General features: G+C 45.9%; 17 protein-coding genes. 9 read left to right on the top strand and 8 right to left on the bottom strand.

What is annotated here, in order from left to right; translation table 11 throughout:
• Positions 1 to 14 precede the first annotated feature (14 nt).
• Both QUB68_RS22975 and QUB68_RS22970 read right to left on the bottom strand, forming a co-directional pair.
• Positions 15 to 1,010 carry a homogentisate phytyltransferase gene (locus tag QUB68_RS22975; RefSeq protein ID WP_332996772.1) on the bottom strand — a complete coding sequence of 332 codons (996 nt, stop codon included), beginning with the start codon at positions 1,008 to 1,010 and terminating at the stop codon, positions 15 to 17.
• Between the two features lie 97 nt (positions 1,011 to 1,107).
• Positions 1,108 to 2,061 (bottom strand): methyltransferase domain-containing protein, encoded by a 954-nt coding sequence (locus QUB68_RS22970; protein WP_332996770.1) that lies wholly within the window; start codon positions 2,059 to 2,061, stop codon positions 1,108 to 1,110.
• A 218-nt stretch (positions 2,062 to 2,279) separates the two neighbouring features.
• Here QUB68_RS22970 and QUB68_RS22965 point away from each other — a divergent pair, with 218 nt between their 5' ends.
• Together QUB68_RS22965 and QUB68_RS22960 are read left to right on the top strand one after the other, a co-directional pair.
• The gene (locus tag QUB68_RS22965; protein WP_332996768.1) at positions 2,280 to 3,614 is read left to right on the top strand and encodes a TrkH family potassium uptake protein; all 1,335 of its coding nucleotides are present in this window, start codon (positions 2,280 to 2,282) and stop codon (positions 3,612 to 3,614) included.
• Between the two features lie 141 nt (positions 3,615 to 3,755).
• Entirely contained in the window at positions 3,756 to 4,451 is a 696-nt protein-coding gene (locus QUB68_RS22960; protein ID WP_332996881.1) for a potassium channel family protein, read from the top strand.
• A 105-nt stretch (positions 4,452 to 4,556) separates the two neighbouring features.
• On the opposite strand, the gene QUB68_RS22955 is transcribed toward QUB68_RS22960, so the two are convergent.
• A complete protein-coding gene (locus QUB68_RS22955) occupies positions 4,557 to 4,700 on the bottom strand; it encodes a hypothetical protein (protein WP_332996766.1) in 144 nt (47 codons plus the stop codon).
• Positions 4,701 to 4,706: 6 nt separating this feature from the next.
• Complete coding sequence (locus tag QUB68_RS22950) at positions 4,707 to 4,976, bottom strand: hypothetical protein (protein WP_332996764.1); 270 nt, start codon at positions 4,974 to 4,976, stop codon at positions 4,707 to 4,709.
• A 401-nt stretch (positions 4,977 to 5,377) separates the two neighbouring features.
• Here QUB68_RS22950 and QUB68_RS22945 point away from each other — a divergent pair, with 401 nt between their 5' ends.
• From QUB68_RS22945 to ahcY, 3 genes are all read left to right on the top strand, one after another.
• A complete protein-coding gene (locus QUB68_RS22945; protein ID WP_332996762.1) occupies positions 5,378 to 5,977 on the top strand; it encodes a sulfite oxidase-like oxidoreductase in 600 nt (199 codons plus the stop codon).
• Between the two features lie 624 nt (positions 5,978 to 6,601).
• Entirely contained in the window at positions 6,602 to 7,306 is a 705-nt protein-coding gene (locus QUB68_RS22940; RefSeq protein WP_332996760.1) for a PEP-CTERM sorting domain-containing protein, read from the top strand.
• 416 nt (positions 7,307 to 7,722) lie between these two features.
• The gene (ahcY, locus tag QUB68_RS22935) at positions 7,723 to 9,000 is read left to right on the top strand and encodes an adenosylhomocysteinase (RefSeq protein WP_332996759.1); all 1,278 of its coding nucleotides are present in this window, start codon (positions 7,723 to 7,725) and stop codon (positions 8,998 to 9,000) included.
• 83 nt (positions 9,001 to 9,083) lie between these two features.
• On the opposite strand, the gene QUB68_RS22930 is transcribed toward ahcY, so the two are convergent.
• A complete protein-coding gene (locus tag QUB68_RS22930; RefSeq protein ID WP_332996757.1) occupies positions 9,084 to 9,251 on the bottom strand; it encodes a hypothetical protein in 168 nt (55 codons plus the stop codon).
• 13 nt (positions 9,252 to 9,264) lie between these two features.
• On the opposite strand from QUB68_RS22930, the gene QUB68_RS22925 reads away from it, so the two are divergent.
• Complete coding sequence (locus tag QUB68_RS22925; RefSeq protein ID WP_332996755.1) at positions 9,265 to 9,879, top strand: DedA family protein; 615 nt, start codon at positions 9,265 to 9,267, stop codon at positions 9,877 to 9,879.
• Positions 9,880 to 10,204: 325 nt separating this feature from the next.
• Positions 10,205 to 11,629: an NADP-dependent isocitrate dehydrogenase gene (locus QUB68_RS22920; RefSeq protein WP_332996753.1), complete on the top strand. Its 1,425-nt coding sequence runs from the start codon at positions 10,205 to 10,207 to the stop codon at positions 11,627 to 11,629.
• Between the two features lie 136 nt (positions 11,630 to 11,765).
• Here the strand turns inward: QUB68_RS22920 and QUB68_RS22915 are convergent, their stop codons facing one another.
• The gene (locus QUB68_RS22915) at positions 11,766 to 12,380 is read right to left on the bottom strand and encodes a glutathione S-transferase N-terminal domain-containing protein (RefSeq protein WP_332996751.1); all 615 of its coding nucleotides are present in this window, start codon (positions 12,378 to 12,380) and stop codon (positions 11,766 to 11,768) included.
• A gap of 180 nt (positions 12,381 to 12,560) precedes the next feature.
• On the opposite strand from QUB68_RS22915, the gene QUB68_RS22910 reads away from it, so the two are divergent.
• Both QUB68_RS22910 and QUB68_RS22905 read left to right on the top strand, forming a co-directional pair.
• Positions 12,561 to 12,944 carry a DUF2358 domain-containing protein gene (locus QUB68_RS22910; protein WP_332996750.1) on the top strand — a complete coding sequence of 128 codons (384 nt, stop codon included), beginning with the start codon at positions 12,561 to 12,563 and terminating at the stop codon, positions 12,942 to 12,944.
• Positions 12,945 to 13,096: 152 nt separating this feature from the next.
• Positions 13,097 to 14,269, top strand: a complete 1,173-nt coding sequence (locus QUB68_RS22905) for a TRC40/GET3/ArsA family transport-energizing ATPase (RefSeq protein ID WP_332996748.1) — start codon at positions 13,097 to 13,099, stop codon at positions 14,267 to 14,269.
• Positions 14,270 to 14,406: 137 nt separating this feature from the next.
• On the opposite strand, the gene QUB68_RS22900 is transcribed toward QUB68_RS22905, so the two are convergent.
• Positions 14,407 to 15,438 (bottom strand): hypothetical protein, encoded by a 1,032-nt coding sequence (locus QUB68_RS22900; protein ID WP_332996747.1) that lies wholly within the window; start codon positions 15,436 to 15,438, stop codon positions 14,407 to 14,409.
• A 127-nt stretch (positions 15,439 to 15,565) separates the two neighbouring features.
• On the bottom strand, positions 15,566 to 17,884 hold the full coding sequence (locus QUB68_RS22895) for a DNA phosphorothioation-associated putative methyltransferase (RefSeq protein WP_332996878.1): 2,319 nt from the start codon (positions 17,882 to 17,884) through the stop codon (positions 15,566 to 15,568).

The following is a 17,884-nucleotide window of genomic DNA, read 5'->3' as shown; positions in this document are numbered from 1 at the left end:
ATGACTAATGACTTTTACCCCAACAAACAAGCTGCTGGAAAAATTAGATATTCTAAGAAAAACAACTTCCAGATAAACTGATAAAACTGAGCTATCTCTATTTTATCTTCCAAATCAACCTTCGTACTCCAAAACCACATCAAACCCAAAGCTACCAAATGAGTAACCGTCAGAAATACTAAATTAACATTTGGCAAAATTAACACTCCCGCTAAAGTCGCCGCCAAATAGCAAACCGTCAATACCCAGCGAGATAAATTAAAGACGGCAGGCTTACCCATTTTTAGCGTAAACGTAGTAATATTATATTGCTTGTCGCCTTCCATGTCAGGGATATCTTTGAAAATGGCGATCGCAAAAGTAAACACCACAACAAAAGCCGTCAACACCCAAACTTCCGCAGGAATCGCCAAAGACAGACTCTCCCAACTCCAGCCAGAGAAAGCGCTTTTCGCCCTTCCCAAGCTCAACACCCAATTAAAATGCAGAAACAGCCCTAAATTGACGATCGCACCACGCACCGTAAAAATGCACAGTGCCGCCCAAAAAGGAAACCGTTTCAGCCGAATTGGCGGCAGAGAATAAGCAGTCCCAATCACCAAACTAACGCCAACTGTAGCCAGCAAAAACGGGCCTTGCAAAACAGCAGTCAAAACTGCTATAATTCCCGTAGCAATTACAATCAACTCCCCAGTTTTGCGAGAAAACGCTCCCGAGGCGATCGGCAAATACGGCTTATTAATCTTATCAATTTCCACATCTTCTAACTGGTTCAATCCCACAATATAAATATTGCCGCAAATGCAAGCCAACCAAGCAAAAGCTAGCGGCAGAAATATCGGATTCGCGAACAATCGGGTGCTTTGGGCGATCGCATACAAAGCCATTACACTCAACGTAGTCCCGATAATCGTGTGCGGCCGAGAAAACTCCCAAAATGCACTTACCCAGCTTTGCGGAGCCGGGCCATCTTTATCAATCCAAGACTTGCCAATCGAATCGTTTCCCATAAATCCTACAAACGCACCAAAAAAACTATTCTGTAGGGTGCGCAATGCGCACCTTACGCATCAACTCAAAACTCAAAAAATCTCGGCTCTATTCCTGTTATTTTACAGCACAAATCAGCCCGAAACGAATCAATCCGCTTTGATATCCCCGGCTCATCAACGACAGAGCAAGAGCAGCTTGAATAGTAGTCCAACCGCTCGTCAGCAAACCCCAAATCGCGCTCGGAGTCAAAGCAGAATCGATCACCACATCCCAAAACGGAGCCACAGCTTTTGACCAATCAGCGCTGCGAATACTTGTGAAAGGCAAACTGCGAACAATTTCCTCATATTCCGGCAAAGAAATCACGTAAGGCAAAGCATAAACCCGGTAAATTTCTGCCAATTCCTTTCTCTCTGCATCAGTCAATTCTCCCACCATTTCTCCCAGCGGGCGGTGGCACCAAGTTGCCAAAATCAAAGTTCCTCCCGGCTTGAGCACGCGGCAACATTCTTGCAAAAACTTAATTTTGTCTGGCATATGTTCCCCACTTTCGAGTGACCAAACCAAGTCGAAGGACTCATCAGGAAAAGGCATATTTAAAGCATCTGCTACCAAAAAATTAACATTGCTTTCCAGTCCAGCAATTTTAGCACGTTCGATCGCTCTATTGGCCTGTACCGGACTCAGCGTAATGCCGGTGGCCATGACGCTAGCGCCCGTTTTGTTTTGTTCGGTCGATCGGCTAAAATCTCGATCGACCCCACCATCCGACTTTAAATTATTTTGCGCGATCGAACCAAACTTTTCGGTCAAATACAGCGTGCTGCCGCCAATCCCGCAACCGACATCCAAAATGCGGTAAGGTTCACAGAGTGCCTGATCTGTCGGTACTCCAGCCCAGCCCAGCAGTTCTTCGATCAAATCTATCTGAGCCTGTCGGCGCTCTTTTTTCAAATTGCCATCTGCGCCGTAGTAGCCGTGGTGCATATGTTCGCCCCACACCTGCTCCCACAAACCGCTAGAAGCGTCGTAGAGTTCCTGAATTTGCTGGTAAAGTGTTGATGTCATCGCCGGATCGCAAGTTATTAAAGGAATTCTACCGTTATTTTCCCAATGTTGTCATCTCTGTTTGCGGTTTTGGGCGATCGCCCAAAACCGCAAACAGAGATCGATTTGCAGATACCCTCTCAAATCGCCAATCAAAAATCGATAAATCGATTTGCAGATCCTCTCTCAAATCGCCAATCAAAAAAATCCAAAATCCAAAATCTAAAATCTAAAATCGAATGACTGTCTCGCGAACCATTGCTTTGGGCTTTCTCGCTGTCATCCTCGCAGGTGCTCTATTACTGATGATGCCCTTTTCCACAATTGATGGAACTTGGAGCGATCCAATAACAGCACTCTTTACCTCTACTTCCGCTGTCTGCGTCACTGGCTTGTCGGTTGTGGATATCGGAAAATATTACTCTTTTTGGGGGCAACTGTGCCTACTTTTACTGGTGCAAATAGGAGGCTTGGGCTACATGACAGCCACAACCTTCTTACTGCTGCTATTGGGCCGCCGCTTTGGCTTGAAAGACAAAGTTGCCCTGCAACAATCTCTTGACAAATCTGGGCTAGCCGGCGTAGTGCAACTCGTGCAGTCAATTCTAGCAACAACCATTTTGTTTGAATTAACTGGAGTCTTTTTGCTGATGTTGGTTTTCGTCCCCGAATACGGATTTAAAGACGGTCTATGGTCTGCCATCTTTCACAGCGTTAATTCCTTTAACAACGCCGGGTTTAGCATCTATTCAGATAGTTTTACCCGCTACGTCAATTCGCCTGTAATTAACTTCACAGTCGGCGGTTTGATCGTATTTGGGGGAATCGGCTATCAAGTAATTATGGAAATGTACCTCTGGCTGCGCGCTCGCTTCTACAAAAGCCCGATCTGCACAGTTTTTTCCCTAAATTTTAAAGTTGTTACCAGTACAACTGCTGTCCTTTTAATTTTAGGAACCCTAGCCTTTTTGGTGCTGGAATACAACAACCCAGCAACTTTCGGGCCTCTCAATTTTCCGCAAAAGGTGATGGCAGCTTGGTTTCAATCTGTTACTCCCCGCACGGCGGGATTCAATACAATTGACATTGGCAAAATGAGCGAAGCCGGGCTATTTCTGACGATCGCGCTGATGTTTATCGGCGCCAGTCCCGGCAGCACCGGCGGCGGAATCAAAACCACAACTTTTAGGATATTGTTTTGCTGTACCACAGCAGTTATCGAAGGCCAGGAAGATGTGGAGTGCTATCAGCGTCAAATCCCGCCAGCAATGATTCTGAAAACCATTAGCGTAGTCTTCGGTTCCCTGTTGGTCGCGTTCGCATCTGCAATTTTAATTGAGGTGACCAATCCCGAACTAAAATTTATCGAAGTGCTATTTGAAGCAGTTTCAGCTTTTGCCACGGTCGGCCTTTCTACAGGGATTACAGCCAAAATTTCAGCGATCGGCAAATTAATTTTGATTGCTACAATGTACATAGGTCGGGTTGGCGTGCTGCTACTGATGAGCGCCGCTTTCGGCGACCCCAAACCCAGACCTTTTAAGTATGCTGAGGAAAGTTTGTTAGTTGGATAGAAAAATCCTGCCTCGTTGCTGATAATCTAAACAATGGGTGACAACCCAAATCCACTTTTACTATTTACTCAAAAATCAAAAGGAGGCGGCGCTGTCTCTGCTACAATTTGAAAAGCAAGACCTTCAGCGCTGGATATGAGCGTGAACCTTTCATCTTTAAAATTTTTTCGCAGTTTGCGCGCGGAAAACAAGCAGTTTGCAGTTATTGGTTTGGGACGCTTTGGCAAAGCTGTGTGTTCGACTCTGCACGGCTTGGGTTACGAAGTCCTGGGAGTTGACTCCGACGAAAAAAAAGTAACTCAAGCTTTGAGCGATCAAATTTCGGCTCACGTTTTGCAGTTAGATTCTACTGAGCCTAGCGCTCTTGCGGAAGCGGGTATATTTGAATTTGAAACAGTGATTGTGGCGATCGGCAATTACCTAGCAGAAAGCATTACCACCACCCTAAACCTGAAAGAAGGCGGGGTAACTCACGTAATCGCCAAAGCTTCTTCCGAAACTCACTTAAAACTGTTAAAAAAAGTCGGGGCCGATCATGTAGTTTTTCCCGAACGAGAAATGGGCTGCTCTTTGGCCCGGATTCTTACAAAACCCAGCATTCTAGAACGCTTTGACCTCGACCCAAATCACAGCATTGTTGAGTTGCTCGTTCCTGAAAAATTTGACGGCAAAACCATTGCCGATTTGGATCTCCGGCGCCGGTACGGTTTGAACTTGCTAGCAGTCGGCCGCGCCGACAAGTTCGAGATCAATCCCCAGCCAAACGAACGCTTGAAAAACGGCGAGGTGATGGTAGTAATTGGTTCTAATAAAGATATCAATCGCTTGCCAATTTAACAGCTCGCCATTTGACTTGCTCGATATGTAGGGTGCGCACTGCGCACCTTATATTATGTCCGCTCGAACGACCAGCTTTATGTTCTAATTTTTAACCGAAATATCTCAATTGAATTTCACCAATACAGGGCTTGCTTGGGCCGTTGCGGCTTCCTCTGACAACACAACCGAAACAATAGCCAAAAGCGAAAATTTCAACCAAGTAGCAGCACCCGATCGCGCTCCGGCAACTGTAGGAGCGCTAGCCATGAAAATTTAGTTTACATTCAATATATCTTGCAGGTAAGCTTTGCCCAAAACCAGCACCGCCAAGACTAGAGCGAGTTCAACAGGCCAAGGACACACCGCCACAAACCAAATTAACGAACACACCCCAATAATTGCAGCTATGGGAGCCGGAATCCCGTCTAGCGTTCTGTCGTCAGTCCCAGCAGTCACCCACCCAGCAATCAAGCAGACGGTCAACGGAATCAAGCAAGTCGCGATCATGGTTTTTACCCCATCAATTTTTTTTACATACGGCATATGAGCATATTGTAACGATACATCAAAGATTCGGAAATGCACAATTAATTGGGATAAGATTTAATGTTAAGTAATTTGTATGGTGTAGCAATATTTTGGTAATTGTTAGCTCCTGCTCTCTCCAAAGGCAGAATTAGGTCGGAATCAGGTAGGATTAGCGGATTTTTATTCTGCACAAGTGATGAAAGCCTTCTACCTTGAGATCAATTGCGATGCACCCATGTCTGGAAGTTATACTGAGGATTGCCGTCAGTTACCAGAAAGAATTGGTTGAAAGCCCCAAGCCTTGTAGGGAGAAATTAAAAGCAGACTATTCATTACTCCAATCCTCGGACTTCCAGGTAGAGGTCGCCCTCAAGCGGTCAACTGTCAACTGTCAACTGAATGTAGAGCGTGAATCAATGCAGGGCAAATTTTTTCGCAAGCCAGAATCAGAAAATAGCGATCGCGTCCCCCCGGGTCAATACCTCGCCAACGGCTTTCCCGTGCTGACTTACGGCGATACACCATCCGTCAGCATTGAGAGTTGGGAATTGAAAGTCTGGGGATTGGCAAAACCAAAAACCTTCACTTGGTCGGACTTCCAGGCCATGCCCCAAAGTAATTTTACTGCGGATTTTCACTGCGTCACCCGCTGGTCAAAACTAGACGTGCAGTGGACGGGAGTCAAAGTCACAGATTTTATGAACTATGTAGAAGTCGATCGCTCGGCCGGGCACATCGTCGAACACTGCTACGGCGACTACACTACTAATATTGCGATCGACGACTTCCTGCGAGAAGAAAACTTTTTCGCCCATACCGTCTTCGGCGAACCCCTATCCCCAGACCACGGCGGCCCAATGCGGCTGGTAGTTCCGCACCTGTACGCCTGGAAAAGTGCTAAATGGATTAACGGCCTGGAGTTTACAGAAACCGAACAACTCGGTTTTTGGGAACGCAACGGCTACCACCGCCGGGGCGAACCCTGGGCTGAGGAACGCTACAGCGGTCTGTTTTGATGCTGTCGATCGCGATCGGGGACTTGACGAGAGCTTCTATATACGCTATTTGTTGAGGAGAAATCCGCTGTTCTATCGCTTCAATTTGCTCCCATCGCCGGCTGGCGATCGCATCTTTGGGATCTGTCGGGGGCACGGACTCTCCCTAATTTCACCAACAAATGTCAACGATCGCGATCGTAGTTTGTACGTAATTTACCCGATCCCTAAACTACTTTAACTGACCTACGTAAGTCCAAAAAAGACAAATAATCCAAGTTTCTGGTTAAGATAAAACTTGTATAAGGGTCAGTTAACGCTTGTGCCACAGTGTTTATACGTAAGTGTTTGCTATCGATAATCTCTCAGATCAATTCAAATAAAAATTAGGATAAACCCGACCAAAATCAGTTGGGATATTCGCGCTCCCTCCCCCCGACTGCCCGGTTTCAGTCCACAATTCTGATAATTATTTTGTTTGTTTTTAAAGAGCGATCGCCCGCAGTTCAGATGCAATGGACAGCATTTGTAAAGGATGTGTAAAGACTTGATAAAGAGTCTGTCAAAATAGCCGAAAAAGCCACAAACACCAACAAAGTATCGCATAATAAACATATTAACGTCCTCGCACACCAGGCAGCAGTTATGAATACCAAACTCTTATCAGTGCTAACAGCTACCGCAGCCGCCACAGCTATGTTGGGCGCAGCAGATCCAGCTCATGCCTTCTCCTTTGGTACCAACGGCATCAGCTTCAAAGAAGATACAAGTGTCAACTTTAACTTCAAAGAATCTCACGGTATGTACCAATCCTCTTTGGGAATTTACGACGTGAACGGCTTTACACTCTCTAAAGTTGCCGACTTATTTTCGGAAACTAAATCCTCAGACAACGGCTCCGCCAACGAATGGAAAGGAACTCTGGGCAATACAGTCTTGGGTTCTGGCACGGCAGCATTCACATTCCTGGCCAATAAAGTTTACACTTTGGGACTCTCCAGCGCCGGCGCCGGCATGGTCTACTCGACATCGGGGCTGAACCTGAACGTCGCCTCTACCGGCAGTCAGCAAGCTGTGTTTGGCGGAGCGCCCCTGTGGAGCGCACTCGGCAAAGAAACAACCAACAGCTTCCAAGCGGCGGGAAATTTCACAGACGGAGCAAGTTCTCTGTTTAACGGAGGCACAACAATCTCCTTTGACGATCGCGGTGGCGGTAACGACGCAGACTTCCAAGACTTCACCGTGACGGCAGAAGCAGTTCCCGAACCGATTACAATGACTGGTTTGGCTCTAGGTTTCGGCGGTTTGGTTGCAGCACGCCGCCGCCGCGCTAGCAAGACGGCTTCCTAATTTTTTTAAACCGGAATGCTCTACTAAATTACATTTGACAAAAAAGAATATGATGTGCAGGCGCGCCGATCGGAAATCGGCTCGCCTTTTGCTTGATTTAAGAAGGAAGAAGGAAGAAGGAAGAAGGAAGAAGGAAGAAGGAAGAAGACAAACACAGCAACTTTTTTCGCGATCTGTATTTTACGTTTAGTTAGGTGGATTTACTTAACAAAAAAGATTGACACCGCCTGACACCTAACATCGACGGACTCTGGCTGTGTGGGTGACTGCGCGGTGCCGATCTCGCCGATCGCACACAATCAAAATTTAAGGTTAGCACCGCCTTTTCGCGATCGAATAAAAAACTAGCACTTGCCCGCAGATAGGTAAATCTGCTAAAACTAACAAAGTTTGATGATCTCTGAGAAATAACATACATGGTAGCTACATCCGTCAAGATTCAACACGAAGTCAAAGACTTGTCCCTCGCCCCGTCGGGCAAGCAACGCATCGAGTGGGCCGGCCGGGAAATGCCCGTTTTGCGCCAAATTCAAGAACGCTTTGCTAAAGAAAAGCCTTTCGCTGGTATTCGCTTGGCTGCTTGCTGCCACGTCACCACAGAAACCGCTCATTTGGCGATCGCCATCAAACTCGGCGGTGGCGACGCCGTACTGATCGCCAGCAACCCCTTGAGCACTCAAGATGACGTAGCGGCTTCCTTAGTGGAAGACTACGGCATTTCCGTCTTCGCCCTCCGAGGAGAAGACGCAGCTACCTACGAACGCCACGTCTACACAGCCCTAGACCACCGTCCCAATATCATCATCGACGATGGCAGCGACGTGGTAGCGGCCCTGATCCAGCACCGCCCTAAGCAAATTTCCGACTTGATCGGCACCACCGAAGAAACCACCACCGGCATCGTGCGCCTGCGAGCAATGTTGAAAGACGGCGTGCTGACTTTCCCCGCCATGAACGTCAACGATGCCGACACCAAGCACTTCTTTGACAACCGCTACGGCACCGGTCAATCTACCCTAGACGGCATTCTCCGCGCTACCAATATTTTGTTAGCCGGCAAAAATATTGTGGTTGCAGGTTACGGTTGGTGCGGCAAAGGCACGGCACAGCGCGCCCGCGGTATGGGCGCTAACGTAATTGTCACCGAAATCGATCCGATTCGGGCGATCGAAGCAGTGATGGACGGTTTCCGCGTCATGCCGATGGACGAAGCAGCCAAAGTCGGCGATATCTTCATCACCGTTACAGGCAACAAACACGTCATTCGTGCCGAACATTTCGACACCATGAAAGACGGCGCAATTGTTTGCAATTCCGGTCACTTCGACATTGAAATCGACCTCAAGTCCCTCGGCGCCAAGAGCACCGACGTGAAAACAGTCCGCTCTTTCACCCAAGAATACCACCTCAATAATGGCAAGTCGATTATTGTCTTGGGCGAAGGCCGCTTGATCAACTTGGCAGCAGCCGAAGGACACCCCAGCGCCGTGATGGATATGAGCTTTGCCAACCAAGCTTTGGCCTGCGAATATCTGGTCAAAAACAAAGGCAAGCTAGAAGCAGGAATTCATTCAATTCCTGTTGATGTTGACAAGGAAATTGCGCGTCTCAAATTGGAAGCAATGGGCATTCACATTGATACCTTGACTGCCGATCAAATTGAGTACACCAACTCTTGGACTTCTGGAACTTAATCATATCTTATCGTTCCTAGGCTCTGCCTAGGAATGAATAGACGGAGGCTCTGCCTCCCTGGTTCGCAGTCGAGGCAGAGCCTCTATATATGCGTTCCCAGGCAAAGCCTAGGAACGAGCATTCCTTCCTTCTTCTTTCTTCTTTCTTCTTTCTTCTTCTTCTTCTTCTTCTTCTTCTTCTTGTTCTTCCTTCTTCTTCTTGTTCTTCCTTCTTCCTTCTTCCTTCTTCCTTCTGCTGTACGTACTACCAATTAGTGAATCAAAATGGTTGAATGGATAACTAACACAATGCAGTCGATGGGCTATCTCGGAATAGGGCTGTTGATGTTATTAGAAAACCTGTTCCCGCCCATACCCTCAGAATTGATTATGCCGCTGGCAGGATTCACCGCATCGAAGGGCGATATGCAGTTGGCACCGGCGATCGCAGCAGGGACAATCGGCACAGTTCTGGGAGCACTTCCCTGGTACTATGCCGGTAAATTATTGAGCGAAGAACGCTTGAGGAATTTAGCCGACAAATACGGCAAATGGATCACAGTATCCGGCGCCGATATTGACAAAGCGAATAGATGGTTTAACAGACACGGCAACAAAGCCGTCTTTTTGTGTCGCCTCGTCCCTGGAGTCCGCACCCTAATTTCCCTGCCCGCTGGCATCAACAATATGCCTTTAATCCCGTTTTTGCTCTACTCAACAGGCGGGACTATTTTGTGGGTGAGTTTCCTCACTTTTGCCGGATATAAACTCGGCGAAAATTATGCACTTGTCGATGATTATTTGGCTCCGGTTTCTAAAATAGTTGCAGTGACTATTGTCATCGGGTTTGTTTTGTGGGTTGTCAAAAAGAATATGCAGAAGGAAAAATCTCGCAAGTAAACGCAGATAGCCTCAAAATTATCTGCGTTGATCTGTGTTCATCTGCTGTCATCTGCGGTTAAAAATCAATCACCATTGTGAATTGCTTCCACGATGTCTCAAACAGTAGCGCTGAAAGATAGATGGGATACTTGAGATAAAATTCTGCTATCTTTGCTACTTTTTTTAATTTAGTTTTAAATTTGCGATCGCCAGATTAGCACAGTGACCGGCAGCCGATCGCCCAAAAATCAAACTTAAATTTAGACAAATATTTAAGATTGGTTGAAGTTTAGACAGACAATCGTGGCAAAATAGGGAACATTGCTATCCGCACTGTTAAGATATGTACGAAAAAATTGTAGCCCCGACCACTGGTTCTAAAATTACTTTCAAAGACGGTTTGCCGATCGTCCCCAACGACCCAATTATCCCCTTCATACGCGGCGACGGTACGGGCGTAGATTTGTGGCCAGCATCCCAGAAAGTCATGGATGCTGCGGTAGAACAGGCTTACGGCGGCCAGCGGAAAATTAACTGGTTCAAGGTTTACGTAGGCGACGAAGCCTGCGATGTCTACGGCACTTACCAGTATTTGCCCCAAGATTCCTTAGATGCCATCAAAGAGTACGGAGTAGCCATCAAAGGGCCGCTGACAACCCCAATTGGTGGCGGAATTCGATCGCTTAACGTAGCCTTGCGCCAAATCTTTGACCTTTACGCCTGCGTGCGGCCCTGCAAATATTACGATGGAACCCCATCGCTGCACAAAACTCCCGAACTGCTAGACGTAATAATTTACCGGGAAAATACAGAAGATATTTACCTGGGAATTGAATGGAAGGAAGGCAGCGAAATCGGTCTCAAACTAATTGAATACCTGAATAACGAGTTAATTCCCGCAACACCAGAACACGGCAAAAAACAAATTCGCCTCGATTCAGGAATCGGAATTAAACCAATTAGCAAAAGCGGTTCTCAACGCTTAGTGCGGCGGGCAATGACTCACGCTTTGCGGTTGCCAAAAGAAAAGCAACAAGTAACATTGGTGCACAAAGGCAACATCATGAAATACACCGAAGGAGCTTTCCGAGATTGGGGTTACGAATTAGCAACCACCGAATATCGCGCTGAGTGCGTAACAGAAAGAGAGTCTTGGATTCTCGGCAACAAAGAACACAATCCCGAGATTAGCTTAGAAGACAATGCCCGCAAAATAGACCCGGGCTACGATGCTTTGACTCCCGAAAAACAAGCAGTAATCTGTAAAGAAGTCGCCGATGTTCTGTCGGCAATTTGGGAAAGTCACGGTAGCGGCCAGTGGAAGGAAAAAATCATGGTCAATGACCGCATTGCTGACAGTATTTTCCAACAAATTCAAACTCGACCGGGCGAATATTCGATTTTGGCGACGATGAATTTGAACGGCGATTATTTGTCCGATGCGGCCGCCGCCATCGTCGGCGGATTGGGCATGGGCCCCGGTGCGAATATTGGTGATGAATGTGCTGTTTTTGAGGCAACTCACGGGACTGCACCGAAACACGCTGGTTTGGATAAGGTCAATCCCGGTTCCCTGATTTTGTCGGGGGTGATGATGTTAGAATATATGGGATGGCAGGAAGCCGCAGATTTGGTTAAGAAGGGTTTGGGCGCTGCAATTTCTAACGGTGAAGTTACCTATGATTTGGCGAGGTTGATGGAGCCTCCGGTGCCAGAATTGAAGTGTTCGGAGTTTGCTGAGGCGATTATTAAGCACTTTGCTGATTGAGTTTCAGGGATTTGTTTGAACGATGCTCAAAGCCCGTTCCACAAAGACTAAATTTTAGGCTTTTGGATGCGCTTATAGACTACCCAAAAGCCTAAAATTACTGTGGGGTGGGCTTCTAGCCCGCCCCTAAGAGGTGCTATTTTTGCAGTTCGGGAACAGCCATGCCGCGCTCAACGGCGGGACGCTTCTGCAAGGTTTCTACCCAACGTTTGAGGTGGGGGTGGTTGTCGAGGGTTAATCCTTGAAATTCGTAAATAGCCACCCACGGATAAGTCGCGATATCGGCGATTGAGTAGTCGCCACAAATGTAGGCGTGTTTTGCTAGTTGAGAATCTAATACTCCGTAGAGTCGCAAAGTTTCTTTTTCGTAGCGTTGAATTGCATAGGGAATTTGTTCGGGTGCAAAGCGTTTGAAGTGGTTGAGTTGACCGAACATGGGGCCGACGCTGGCCATTTGAAACATCAGCCACTCCATGACTTGAAAGTATTTTGCTTTCTCTGTGGGCAGAAATTTGCCTACTTTCTCGGCAAGATAGATCAGGATGGCGCCGGACTCGAAGACTGTGATGCCGTTATCGCGATCGACTATTGCAGGTATTTTGCTGTTGGGGTTGATGGCGATGAATTCCGGGGTAAATTGGTCGTTTTTGCTGATGTCTATGACGTGCACGTTGTAGGGTAAACCTATTTCTTCGAGCATGATCGAGACTTTGCGGCCGTTCGGTGTGGTAAAAGTGTAGAGGTCGATCATAAGTTGTCCTGTTGACAGTTGACAGTTGACAGTTGACAGTTGACAGTTGAGGACAAGGTTTTTAAGACGGGAATTTATACCCTGTTCTAAAAACTTGGGGAATCCTGGGAGGCCCGGATCGGAAACCCTATTTTTTGGTATGATTATATTATAGTAATTGAAAGCCTATAATTAATAATAATGAATATTCTGGAAATTCTCAAAGATGACTACCGCAGATTTCCTGAAAATCAGACTTACAACATTTACGCAAAAGATGTTTATTTTGAAGACCCAGTGAATCGATTTACAGGAGTCGATCGCTATCAAAAAATGATCGGGTTTATGGGGACTTTTTTTAAACAGGTTAAACTCGACTTGCACGAGATTTCTCAGTCTGGAGATACTATACAAACTCGCTGGACTCTGAGTTGGATTGCACCGCTACCTTGGAAACCGAAAATGGCGATCGCCGGGAGGAGCGAACTGAAGGTCAACAGCGACGGTTTAATCGTTTCTCACATCGATTACTGGAACTGTTCGCGGTTGGACGTGCTCAAACAACTCGTATTTCCCGCAACATAACCGCCTTTAAGTAAAATGTGCACTGCGTACCCTACCGTTGAGATTAGGTGCGCAATGCACATTTTACGGATGAGATTTTGAGTCGGCGGCTGAGAAAGTTACATTCCGTTACAATAGATAAGTAAAGAACTTTCAGGCGAGCTAAACAATCAATGCGCTTAATATTAATGACCGGAAAAGGCGGCGTCGGCAAAACCTCCGTAGCCGCTGCTACAGGGCTGCGATGCGCCGAATTGGGATACAAAACCCTAGTGCTGAGCACCGATCCCGCCCACTCCTTGGCCGACAGCTTCGACATGGAACTCGGACACGATGCCCGCCTGGTAAAACCCAATTTGTGGGGAGCAGAATTGGACGCTCTCAGGGAATTGGAAGGCAACTGGGGAGCAGTCAAACGCTACATTACTCAAGTTTTGAAAGCCCAGGGACTTGACGGCGTGCAAGCTGAAGAATTAGCCATTTTGCCGGGAATGGATGAAATCTTCGGTTTAGTGCGAATGAAGCGACATTACGACGAGGGAATATATGATGTTTTAATTATCGACTCGGCACCCACTGGCACAGCATTGCGACTGCTAAGTTTGCCGGAAGTTGGCGGCTGGTACATGAGAAAATTTTACAAGCCATTGCAAGGTATATCTGTTGCCCTCAGACCTTTAGTTGAACCGTTTTTTCGACCGCTTGCGGGCTTTTCTTTGCCAGACAAAGAGGTGATGGATGCACCTTATGAATTTTACGAACAAATCGAAGCTTTGGAAAAGATTTTAACTAACAATACTGTGACTTCGGTCAGGTTAGTTACTAATCCCGAAAAAATGGTAATCAAAGAGTCTTTGCGCGCTCACGCCTATTTGAGTTTGTACAATGTTGCCACAGATTTAATCGTCGCTAATCGAATTATTCCCGAAGAAGTAACCGATCCATTTTTCAAACGGTGGAAAGAAAGCCAGGAACAGTACCGTCAGGAAATTCACGAAAATTTCAGGCCGCTTCCCGTAAAAGAAGTGCCGCTTTATTCCGAGGAAATGTGCGGTTTGCCAGCTTTGGAACGCTTGAAAGAAACGCTTTATGCAGATGAAGATCCAAGCAAGGTTTATTACACAGAAAATACGATTAGAATTGTGCAGGACAATAATCAATATGTTCTAGAACTCTATTTACCGGGAATTGCTAAGGATCAGATTCAGTTGACCAAAACGGGAGATGAGTTGAATGTTCGGATTGGGAATCACCGCCGCAATATGGTTTTGCCGCAAGCTTTAGCGGCGCTGCAACCTTCGGGGGCGAAGATGGAGGATGATTATTTGAAGATTAAGTTTGCTTAACAAGACTTAGGCACTACCAACTAAAAAACCCGGTTTCTAGGAAAAATCGTGGATGATCCCTGGAGATATTCACGCAGAAACCGGGTTTTTGAACCGCGTGCAGCTATTGAGCTATTCAGCAAACTTACGCCACCATTTTATGCTTCTTGGAAACCAATAAATTTCCGCAAATCCTCCAGAATGCCTGGAATTTTTTCCTGATCTCGCAGTTCCCAATTGCTGACTCGAAACACTTGCCAATTTTCTGTGCTTAGCTTTCTATCCTCCTTTAATCGCTTTGAATAGGATTCTTCGTCTGCCCACCATATTGATTCCTTCTGTACTCCATAGTGGCTGATATCATCTACTAAAATTGCGTATCTCTTACTATTCCAAAATGCTACAAAATCAACTCTATATATGTCATCTGCATATGTTCCGACAGAACGAAGATTTCGTTTAGGTTGAGAGTGCCATTGAATCCACGCTTGAGGAATTAATACAGGTACATTCTTATTTGCCATATCAAATCTCTTTGCATATTCTATAAAAAAAAAATTTTCATATGGAGTTTGATTCATGTCTATGAGTGCTTTCTTTAATACTCCATTCGTTGAATAATCAAGATGGTAAAAGACCTGTAGCATTCTAAAGGTAAAGTTTGGGTATACCTTTCCTTTCAATAATCCCAGTCCATCCTGTAGCGCATATTTTAATGTTTGTCTTCCCCTTTCAGCAGTAATGGAAAAGTCTGGCTTCCTCTTTCCGAAAGGCATTCCAGCAGGAAATTGATATGTAAACAAGTCTTCACCAGAAAATGAGCCTATACAGGTAATTTTATTATCTTCTACCACGAATCCAAGTTCTTCACAAAAAGACGAAAGAAGGCTCTTTGATTCATCCGATACGTGGTGCAGTTGTAGAACATATTCAAGCAATTTCAAGAAATTTTGAACTGTGTCTACATTCTGCCAATCACCTGAATTATAGAGTTCATCAACTAATCCACGACGTGTTTCAGTTGAAACGGTATTCTCATGATTTACAGTAAAACCGAAGCTTGAAAAAATATCTTTAATCTGCTTGAGAGAGAAGCAATCCACACAGAAATCTTTGAACTGAATTTTGAGAGCTTTTAATAGAATATTTGGATGATCCACCATCTGCAAGTCTGTCTGTTGGGAAATCATAAAAATTTTAGCAAGATAAAATTATCCCACTATTGTAGCAATATCTTTGCGATCGCAACAAGCCTATCTACTCAATTTAATATATCTGAGCATCTTCGCTACGCTTCCCATTTATTTCTGTTCCCTCTTATTTCCCATCCTCTGCGTCCTCTGCGCCCTCTGCGGTTCCTTCAATCTTTCCTGGATTAATCTCAATCTTTTTCTGCTGGCGTTCCGAAGCAGCTTTTTGCAACATTTTCAACCTTTCCGGGTCAGCATCCGATCGCCAAAACAACCTATGACCTTTAATCTTAACGCAATTATCCTCCAAACACTTCACCCATTCCCGATACTTATTAACGGAGCAACTATCAAGAATACCCAATTTTTCCTCTTGGCGGGTGAGTTTCGCAAACTTTTCGTAATGCGGATAACTAGGACTAACAAAAGCTTCTTTTCTCACTAAAAGCGGTGGATTGTACACATCAGAATAGTCTTGATAGCTGACAGAAAGATCGCGCAAATCTATGTGCATAGCCGTGTGAAGGGCTGGATGCGGGTTAGTGTCAAAATCGGGATAAAATAAATAAGAAATCTGAGGTTTGCGAGCGTGAAATTTGATAATTGTAGCGCCGTCCAGCCGGCCAATTGTGCGGTTGGCGCAGCCTTCGTAGACTCGCAGTAATGGGTCGAGTTCTTCTAAAAATGAGACGTGTACTGAAAGGGAACCGTGCTGTTTGTAGCCGATCGCACTATCCTCACAACAATCCGCCACAATATCCGGTTTGCTCAGACTGTATAGCATTAAATCTGCCAAAGTGCAAGCTTTTTGATAACTGTCAAACAAACCTTTGATGTCGTTGCGGATTTGAGCCGGGAGCCGCCGCATCGAAGGACGCGCGGCGTCGCTATCCCGTAGGGAATCGCCCAAACCGTTAAGAGCGAGATATACTAGCAAATCCTGGCGGCGCTTGTCGGCGATTGTCTCCCAATCATCGGCATCCGTGGCTTGCAAAATCACCCTCCAAGCGCGATTAAAACTGTGAAATTCCTGCTTAATCGGCGATTCTTCTGCTAATTCACCTTTGACGGGAAGGCGGCCACGATCGCTCACAAAGGCCATCAGAGGAGCCAGCATTTCCGCGTAATCTTCAAAACGCTTGACTTGCGATCGCACTCTGGGAGTCGATAAGCGCGATCGAAACCGAGAAGCCCGAAAACCCTCAGCCTCCGCAGCATCCCGAAACACAAAATAAATCCCCAAAGCCACAGGAATCGCATCAACATTCAAAACTTGGTCGATATAAACCTTCAACTCTTCCTGCTCGTAATACTTCTGAAAAGTATTGCGAGAAGTAATCACCCCATCCCCGTAAGCAATTTGACCGCGCTCCGGATCGTCAATCAAAACCTGAGCCGCCACCACCAATAAATTCTTAGTTAATTCCCAAGCATTCAGCAAAGATTCTCGGCGTTCCGCCAAAGATTCAATTACATTAATCACATAACCAATATTCACAATATCCGCACAAATTCGCGGAGTATCCGGCTGATAGTACGGGTCCCAACCCGAAGCAGCATAACCCTCTTCGGCAATATATTTAACATCCCCGCCGTAACCGCAACCGTAATCAAAAAAAGTCGCCCCATCAACAAACAAATCAGATTCTAAAACCAGACGCAAAGGTTTAGAAATAGAGTTCCGCACCATCGCAGCTTTGTGACGCTCAATCTTGGGAATTGATAACTCGCTATTCTCCTGTTTCAAACGTTGGACAACAGCATGATCCTGGATTTCCACACCGCAATATCCCAAATATTTCAGCCAACCTTCGCGAGTGCCGATCACGCTTGTATTGTCAAGCAGTCCCCATCCTTCTTCGCAGCGAGTTAATCGAGCAAACTTCTCGTAGTTGGGATAATCCGCAGTTACAAAAGTTTCCTTGCGGTGCAAAACCGGGGGATTTTCGCTGTGGCTGTAATCGAAATATTTAACTTCCCCTGTTTCGAGATTAATTTGGATGCTAGTTTGTAAAGCAGGGTGAGCATCTGTATCGAAATCGGGGTAAAAAAGATAAGATATTTTAGGTTGCTGGAGTGAAAATTTAACTAAAGTTGCTTCATCAATATTTTCGAGATGGCGTCTGGCACAATTTTCGTATATTCCGAGCACAGGATTGAGTGCTGACAAAGCCGAAACGTGAACGTAAAAAGCCGTCGGTAATTTTTTACCAACCTTGCTTTCCCGACAGCAGCGAGCCACTTTTGTCACCAGACTTTCAACACAGAAATTATTTATTTCGTCGGGCGTGCACGGCACAGCATTTACTGAACTTTCCCCAGAAAGAGCATTGTTTTCCTGCAATAAAACTTCCCGAGCAAAAGCCATCAAAGGTGTCAGGAATTCTCCATTATTTTCTAATGAATCGGTATGTAAAATAGGGTTTGTATCGGTATCGTAAGTCAT

This window comes from Microcoleus sp. A006_D1 (genome assembly GCF_036702805.1).
Lineage (GTDB): Bacteria > Cyanobacteriota > Cyanobacteriia > Cyanobacteriales > Microcoleaceae > Microcoleus.
Note: the sequence above shows the minus strand (reverse complement) of the source record. Positions and strands in the feature narration are given on the sequence as shown.

Coding starts and splice junctions, on each gene's coding strand:
- QUB68_RS22925 (WP_332996755.1), top strand. CDS start 9,265: ATGGTTGAATGGATAACTAACACAATGCAGTCGATGGGCTATCTCGGA.
- QUB68_RS22920 (WP_332996753.1), top strand. CDS start 10,205: ATGTACGAAAAAATTGTAGCCCCGACCACTGGTTCTAAAATTACTTTC.
- QUB68_RS22965 (WP_332996768.1), top strand. CDS start 2,280: ATGACTGTCTCGCGAACCATTGCTTTGGGCTTTCTCGCTGTCATCCTC.
- QUB68_RS22910 (WP_332996750.1), top strand. CDS start 12,561: ATGAATATTCTGGAAATTCTCAAAGATGACTACCGCAGATTTCCTGAA.
- QUB68_RS22940 (WP_332996760.1), top strand. CDS start 6,602: ATGAATACCAAACTCTTATCAGTGCTAACAGCTACCGCAGCCGCCACA.
- QUB68_RS22970 (WP_332996770.1), bottom strand. CDS start 2,061: ATGACATCAACACTTTACCAGCAAATTCAGGAACTCTACGACGCTTCT.
- QUB68_RS22950 (WP_332996764.1), bottom strand. CDS start 4,976: ATGCCGTATGTAAAAAAAATTGATGGGGTAAAAACCATGATCGCGACT.
- QUB68_RS22955 (WP_332996766.1), bottom strand. CDS start 4,700: ATGGCTAGCGCTCCTACAGTTGCCGGAGCGCGATCGGGTGCTGCTACT.
- QUB68_RS22895 (WP_332996878.1), bottom strand. CDS start 17,884: ATGACTTACGATACCGATACAAACCCTATTTTACATACCGATTCATTA.
- ahcY (WP_332996759.1), top strand. CDS start 7,723: ATGGTAGCTACATCCGTCAAGATTCAACACGAAGTCAAAGACTTGTCC.
- QUB68_RS22915 (WP_332996751.1), bottom strand. CDS start 12,380: ATGATCGACCTCTACACTTTTACCACACCGAACGGCCGCAAAGTCTCG.
- QUB68_RS22975 (WP_332996772.1), bottom strand. CDS start 1,010: ATGGGAAACGATTCGATTGGCAAGTCTTGGATTGATAAAGATGGCCCG.
- QUB68_RS22905 (WP_332996748.1), top strand. CDS start 13,097: ATGCGCTTAATATTAATGACCGGAAAAGGCGGCGTCGGCAAAACCTCC.
- QUB68_RS22900 (WP_332996747.1), bottom strand. CDS start 15,438: ATGATTTCCCAACAGACAGACTTGCAGATGGTGGATCATCCAAATATT.
- QUB68_RS22945 (WP_332996762.1), top strand. CDS start 5,378: ATGCAGGGCAAATTTTTTCGCAAGCCAGAATCAGAAAATAGCGATCGC.